Below are 6,100 nucleotides of genomic sequence, written 5' to 3'. Positions count from 1 at the left end.
GGGAGACATGTTCAACTACCGCAGGGTGACCGATGTTTACACGGGGTTTGAGACGGGGGCGTATACGCTTGTCGAGACTCCTACCAACCGATATGGCTCGTCAACCGCTCCCTGGGCGGCGCATCAATCGCAGATTGAGGCGGTCAAGATCTTAGATGATGGCATCGCCCCTAAAAGCGTAAGCGTTTGGTTTTCGAACATGACTAAGCTCAAGTCCGTTGATGTCGCACGGCTTGATACATCCAAATGCACCCAGATGGCCGATACTTTCTTCATGGCGACACAGTTGCAGTCACTCGATCTTTCCTCATGGGATGTCTCGGGTACATACAACTTCAACTGCATGTTCCAAGAGTGCCATTCGCTTAAGAACCTTGATATTCGAGGTTGGTCTGCGCACCCTGATAAAGCAGGGCTGTTCGGGATGTTTTTCGACTGCTTATCCCTGCAAGCCCTCGACCTTTCGGGCTTCGATCTCGCTTCGACGGTCAATGCCAACAAGATGTTCGGCCATTGCCAATCCCTATCGAAAGTTTCCCTTGGTCTAAATTGGAAATGGGTCATCTGTGATGATGGCGAAGGTGCTAACTCATATCTTCCGACTCCTTCAGCCAGCACCATCCCCGGTGCCGATGGTAAGTGGTATAGCGTTTCGTCTGGCAGGGGATACACACCGCAGGACATCCCGAACAACACTGCCGATACCTACGTTGCGTCTAGGGGTATGCTTTCACGATAGGGGAGACCCTAGATAGTACCCCGCGCGAGCGCACCGTGATGCTTCCATATTTTCCGTTTGACTACCAGTGTAGCTGTGCAGGCAGATAGTTATGTAGCTCGGTAGGCGTGCAGTCCAGCACGGTCGAAAACGCCATTGCCGCAGCGGCAAGACCACCGCAAAAACCCGCGCCGCCCCTACGCTCGATCTGTTTCTACCAACCCTGAGCGAAGGGAGCCGCATATGCATGCAGCGGCATTTTCGCCACGGGGAGAGGTATCTCCTAGGAGTGCCCGTCTCCGAGGCCAATCTATCATCGAGTACGTCCTGATTATCGCCCTCATCGGCTTGGTGATCGTGTTCGCCGGACCCGGCGTCGCCGGTGCCATCCGAAACCAGTTCAACCAGGTGACGAACACGGTTGACTCCGGTACCGACGGTGGCAATTTCATGAGCGCGGAGGAAAAGGCCTACCAGGAGGCGATGAAGACCGTTGTGAACAAGGATGCCAAGGACTGGACGCTCGATGAGCAGAAGGCCGCGGCAACCGACATCGCCAAGAATGGAACGTCCTCGGTCGTTTACGCCAAGGCCAAGGCTGCCATGGATGCCGGGACGAAGTTCTCCACCAAACTGACGAACGGCCAGACGCTGGAATACCGCATCATTGGCATCAACCACGACGACCTGGCGGACGGTTCCGGCAAGGCTGGCCTGACGTTCCTCACTACCTCGACGACCATCAACTCCCGAATGAATGCCGAAAATTCCAACACCGGCGGCTGGGAGAAGTCGGAGCTGCGCCAGAAGATGAACTCCGGCGAGATCTGGAAACTCATGCCGTCCGACCTCCAGTCGAAGGTGAAGGCCGTCACCAAGCTCACGAACAACGTCAACGGAACCGATAAGAACGCCGCAGTCACGGCTACCTCGGATAAGCTCTTCCTGCTCAGCTACTCCGAGATCGTCCCCACCTCCTACTGGGCATCCAGCTATCCCTGGACTTCCTCCGAGGGTACCCAGTACGAGGCGTTCAAGGGCAAGGTGACGAATAACTATTCGGGCAATGAATCTCTGAAGATTGGTAGCTATTGGTGGGAGCGCTCGGTGCGTCCGAACTTCTCCAGCAACTTCCTCTATGTCTACACCTACGGCGATCCGTCGTACAGCAACAGCGCGACGAGCTCGCATTGCGTCTGTCCCGCTTTCTCCTTCTAACCTTCGCACATGGACCTCTCCGGCATTTGCTGGAGAGGTTCCTTTACGTTATCTAGAGGTCTCATGGTTCCCAAGAGTAAACAGACTGAATCAGTCTCGACTGAATATCTCAGACAGGCGCGGATTGTCTGGCGTGAACTCATTTCGATAGCCAAGAAGCTACCGAAATCCCGCGCCCTCACCGAGACGCAGTACATCTGTCGCGCCGGCTACGATCTGATGCAGGCAACGGCCGAGGCCGATGGAATCTACGCGATGACTCAAGTCGAGAGTGCCCAGAGGCTTTCCTGCCTGAATGATGCCTACGGACGGCTTTGCCTGATTGCGATGTTCATCGATGCCTGGCTGGACGATATGCCCCAAGTTGTCTACACGGAAAGAGACCAGAATGGTGCCGAAATTCAAGTCAAGAAGCCGTTTGTGAAGATGGAAAGGCTCATCTCGCTCGCTGGATCCGTATCCAATGCCATGAAGGTAACCAAAGGCGCGATAAAGTCGGAACGGCATCGCCTGAAGCAATTTGCGTCAACAGGCGAGACGGATAATAGAGAATTTTCCTAACTTCCCGAGGCTGTTTACCTCTCGATGCTCACCCTGTGGAGTGCCGAGAGGTGGGCATCCGTAGATTGGTAGCAATTGGTGGGAGCGCTCGGTGAATCCGAACAACTCCAACAACTTCCTCAATGTCAACACCAACGGCGATCCGTCGAACAACAACAACGCGACGAACTCGAATTGCGTCTGTCCCGATTTTCTCCATTTGGTCTGAGTAGCGCATCTCGTGAAAGCGGAATGGTAAAGGAGAAAAGGGGATACCCACCGGTCGGCGTCCCATCCGGCGCTGCGAATACAGGCCCCGGTGATGCAAGATGGGCGGACTTGCCTCTCGAAAGAGACGGCATCTGGATCGCTCCGGCGATTTTCAGGCACATCGGAATCGGCGCCCTGAATAGGGGTGCAGCCGGGGCTTATTGTTGAATTACGAAAGGAGAAAGCTCCTTGAACCGCTCCCATCGGGCAAGGCGGCGTGAACGCCGAGAGAGGCGCCGCCGAGAGCTGGGCCGCCGATCGCTTGCGACGGTACCGAAAACACCTGAAGACGTTTTCTCTTTCGGAAACCTATATAAGGCGGCTCGCATATGCGCGAAGGGTACCTTATGGAAATCGGCTGCGATGAAGTTCGACAGGTACCGCGCCATCAACTGTATCCGCCTGCGCGAGAACCTGCTCTCGGGTAGGTATCGCCGCCAGCCACCAGTCCGCTTCACCCTCTGCGAGCGGGGCAAGGTTAGGCATATCGTGGGGCCGCGCTACAAAGATCGCGTCATCCAGCGTTGCCTATGCGATCGCTTTATCGTCCCGATGCTGTCGCGAAGCCTCGTCTATTCGAACTCGGCGAGCCTGAAGGGCAAGGGGACCTCCTTCGCACGCAGCCGCTTCGAGCGGGACATGCTTGCTGCACGGGCGAGATTTGGCCAAGACGCTCGGGTTTTCCAATACGATGTTAGGAACTATTTCGGAAGTATCCCCTCGGTTCGGGCGCATGCCGTCCTGTCTGAAATTATCCTGAAGTCCTTTTGCGGGCGGCCTGAATTGGACTCCATGTCACGCCTCCTCGATATCGCCGCCCTCTATAGCCGCGAATCGGATTTCCTGACATTGGGCAACCAGGTGAACCAGCTTGCGGCGATTGCCTACTTGAATAGGTTGGACCATGCCTTCCATGAGCGTCTCAGACAGGGCGGGGCTGGCCGCTATATGGATGATGGTTACATTTTCTGCTCTGAAAAAGACCTGCCGTACATCCGCCATCTCTTCCTAGCGGGTATTGAATCCCTGGGGCTTCAGCCGAATGCGAAGGCCTGCTTCTCTTCCCGTCTTGATCGGGAATTGGCGTTTCTCAAAATCCGATTCTCTTGTCCTGATGGTCATCCTCGCCGCCGTCTCTCCCAGATTACGCTCATCCGATATCGCAGGCACCTCAAGTCCCTCTGCTCGTCTGTGGATTCGCAGGAACTGTCACCGGAAGTGATCAACGCATCCATCGCGAGCTTCAAGGGCGTCCTGTCCGTTTCCACCGCAAGGCACAGACGCGCTCTCGAATCGAAAGCCCTGTCGCCGCTTCGGACATTTACGGACATTCCCGGACAATGTCCTAAAACAGCCCAAAAATGTCCGAAAACGCCCCCAGATGTCCGCAATTGCATACCGTCTACCGATAACATAGGAAACATATAACGGCACACCGTTAACTATGCTATTATCCTAGCTGTCAGGCCGCACCCCAAACGACCTGCCGGACAGATAGGATGACGATTTGAACACTCTGTTTGCAGGAGGCGGATTCAAGTCCGCCTCCGCCCTTTTGCGAAGCGAAAAACCTATAGGAAGCCGAATGTTCTACTTCGAGGACGAGCCGCATGATGACGGCACGTTCGTCTACGAGGCGGTTCAGTCGCTGGTAGGCGAGGTCGTGGATGTCGCTATGCCGTCCCCGTTCAAGGCACGCGGCATGGAAACCGTGCGCATGGAGATTACCCAGGCATACCCCGCATTTTTCATTGGCCGCCGAGTGAGCGGCCACAAGCGCGGGCTTGTCGTAAGTGTCCGCTATGCCGATATCTCAAGCGGTGCCTGTATATCCGACCAGATTTCCACCGCGGTGCGCCGAATCGAGGCATCCCACAGCAAGGCGCAGCGGCACGCGAGCCGCGCAAAGCGTGCGAACTTCATCGCAGACCTTATCGATTAGCGTTTCGAGAGAGGAACCGACATGTCCGATATCAACAGCGTTTCCCTGACCGGCCGCCTGACGCGACCTCCCGAGTTGCGTACGACCGCGGGCGGTACGCAACTCCTGTCGTTCACCCTGGCGTTCAACACTTCGGTTCGAAACAGGCAGACCGGCGAGTGGGATGAACGCAGCAACTTCATCGACTGCACCATTTTCGGCAAGCGTGCCGAGGCCCTGTCGCGCTATCTCGCGAAGGGCCAGAAAGTCGCAATCGCAGGCGAGCTCCGTTACTCGACATGGGACAAGGACGGACAGCGCCATTCCAAACTCGATTTGATTGTCGCTAACATCGAGTTCTTGGCGACTCGACCGTCCGCAGCCCAGCCCGCGCAGGCACCTGCCCCGCAAGCCCCGATGTCTCCCGTCGTCGATGACTTCGATGACGATATCCCTTTCTAGGGGCGTGGGTTCGTTGCGATTCAACAAGAGCTCGGTAGGCGGTCAGGCGGCAATCGAATTCATCTTATTTGCTGTCATGCTGATAATAGCGTTTGCTTTTCTCATCATGACGTATCTGGACAACGGTGGATTTCGCGGCGGACGCGATTCGCCTGACGTCGAGCTGACGCAGACGGGAACCATCGAGGGCAAATATATTGACTCGGCGGGCTTCAGCAAGAGCTACTACGTCACCGTCCGAAACGGTAGTCACCAGGCAGACCACGAGGTTTCCCTAGCCGAGTACAACGCCGCCGCGGTCGGTGCGGATTTCCCGATCGTGCTGACCGATTCCGATTCCGTCAAAACCGATGAGGCTCAAGAGCAAGCCGACAACACCGAAGCAGATTCTGCCAAATCCCAGGCGGCTGAGCGCCAGAACAATGCTTACTGGCAGTGGTTTTGGACCCACCAGTTGCTCACGAACATGAGCGCGGGAGGCGAATAATCGTGATGCACTCTGAGCCCGAACACCTTCTAGCTTCACAGGAGTGTCAGATGCACGTTATCGAGAAACTTCGGGATATCTGGATTAGATACGGCGGCAGGTTCAATAGTCTGAGCCCTTACGAGCTGGACGAGTTCATACATAGCGCATCGATCCTCGTTCTCCTTGGTGGCGTCCTCGCATGTATGGTCACATTTCTCGTGGTTCTGAACAACCTGACCTCGAATTCCTTCTAGTTTCACAGGAGTGATAGATGCACGTTATCGAGAAACTTCGCGACATTTGGACGAGGTACGGCGGCGGGTTCAATAGCCTGAGCCGCTTCGAGCAGGTCGAGATCCTACACGGTGTATGGACCTTCTCGCTCGCGCTCTGCGTCTTTGCCTGCATCGCCACGCTCGTCATGATGCTCGTACGCCTGATTGAGTTCTTGGCGTAATCCCCTGACATACAACTGTTTATAACTGGGCGGCCCCTGTCAGAG

9 protein-coding genes are annotated in these 6,100 nt (G+C 55.8%); all 9 read left to right on the top strand.

Going from position 1 to position 6,100, the window contains the following annotated elements; genetic code table 11:
* The coding region (locus tag DWX63_RS09675) for a BspA family leucine-rich repeat surface protein (protein WP_147336094.1) at positions 1-739 on the top strand (739 nt) is incomplete at its 5' end.
* 330 nt (positions 740-1,069) lie between these two features.
* Complete coding sequence (locus DWX63_RS09670; protein ID WP_233514531.1) at positions 1,070-1,936, top strand: DUF6273 domain-containing protein; 867 nt, start codon at positions 1,070-1,072, stop codon at positions 1,934-1,936.
* Between the two features lie 63 nt (positions 1,937-1,999).
* Positions 2,000-2,497 (top strand): hypothetical protein, encoded by a 498-nt coding sequence (locus tag DWX63_RS09665; protein WP_117843593.1) that lies wholly within the window; start codon positions 2,000-2,002, stop codon positions 2,495-2,497.
* 612 nt (positions 2,498-3,109) lie between these two features.
* Positions 3,110-4,174: a hypothetical protein gene (locus DWX63_RS09660; protein ID WP_117843592.1), complete on the top strand. Its 1,065-nt coding sequence runs from the start codon at positions 3,110-3,112 to the stop codon at positions 4,172-4,174.
* 157 nt (positions 4,175-4,331) lie between these two features.
* A complete protein-coding gene (locus tag DWX63_RS09655; protein WP_117843591.1) occupies positions 4,332-4,688 on the top strand; it encodes a hypothetical protein in 357 nt (118 codons plus the stop codon).
* A 21-nt stretch (positions 4,689-4,709) separates the two neighbouring features.
* Positions 4,710-5,129, top strand: a complete 420-nt coding sequence (locus tag DWX63_RS09650; RefSeq protein ID WP_117843590.1) for a single-stranded DNA-binding protein — start codon at positions 4,710-4,712, stop codon at positions 5,127-5,129.
* Between the two features lie 13 nt (positions 5,130-5,142).
* Positions 5,143-5,616 carry a hypothetical protein gene (locus DWX63_RS09645; protein WP_117843589.1) on the top strand — a complete coding sequence of 158 codons (474 nt, stop codon included), beginning with the start codon at positions 5,143-5,145 and terminating at the stop codon, positions 5,614-5,616.
* Positions 5,617-5,666: 50 nt separating this feature from the next.
* Positions 5,667-5,852, top strand: a complete 186-nt coding sequence (locus DWX63_RS09640; RefSeq protein WP_117843588.1) for a hypothetical protein — start codon at positions 5,667-5,669, stop codon at positions 5,850-5,852.
* A gap of 17 nt (positions 5,853-5,869) precedes the next feature.
* The gene (locus DWX63_RS09635) at positions 5,870-6,055 is read left to right on the top strand and encodes a hypothetical protein (RefSeq protein ID WP_117843587.1); all 186 of its coding nucleotides are present in this window, start codon (positions 5,870-5,872) and stop codon (positions 6,053-6,055) included.
* The last annotated feature ends 45 nt before the right edge of the window (positions 6,056-6,100 follow it).

Origin of the sequence: Collinsella sp. AF20-14LB (genome assembly GCF_003459505.1) — a bacterium.
Classification (GTDB): domain Bacteria; phylum Actinomycetota; class Coriobacteriia; order Coriobacteriales; family Coriobacteriaceae; genus Collinsella.
The sequence above is the reverse complement of the archived record's forward strand: the minus strand, read 5'-3'. Positions and strand labels throughout refer to the sequence as shown.

Coding starts and splice junctions, on each gene's coding strand:
- DWX63_RS09635 (WP_117843587.1), top strand. CDS start 5,870: ATGCACGTTATCGAGAAACTTCGCGACATTTGGACGAGGTACGGCGGC.
- DWX63_RS09640 (WP_117843588.1), top strand. CDS start 5,667: ATGCACGTTATCGAGAAACTTCGGGATATCTGGATTAGATACGGCGGC.
- DWX63_RS09650 (WP_117843590.1), top strand. CDS start 4,710: ATGTCCGATATCAACAGCGTTTCCCTGACCGGCCGCCTGACGCGACCT.
- DWX63_RS09660 (WP_117843592.1), top strand. CDS start 3,110: ATGAAGTTCGACAGGTACCGCGCCATCAACTGTATCCGCCTGCGCGAG.
- DWX63_RS09655 (WP_117843591.1), top strand. CDS start 4,332: ATGTTCTACTTCGAGGACGAGCCGCATGATGACGGCACGTTCGTCTAC.
- DWX63_RS09665 (WP_117843593.1), top strand. CDS start 2,000: ATGGTTCCCAAGAGTAAACAGACTGAATCAGTCTCGACTGAATATCTC.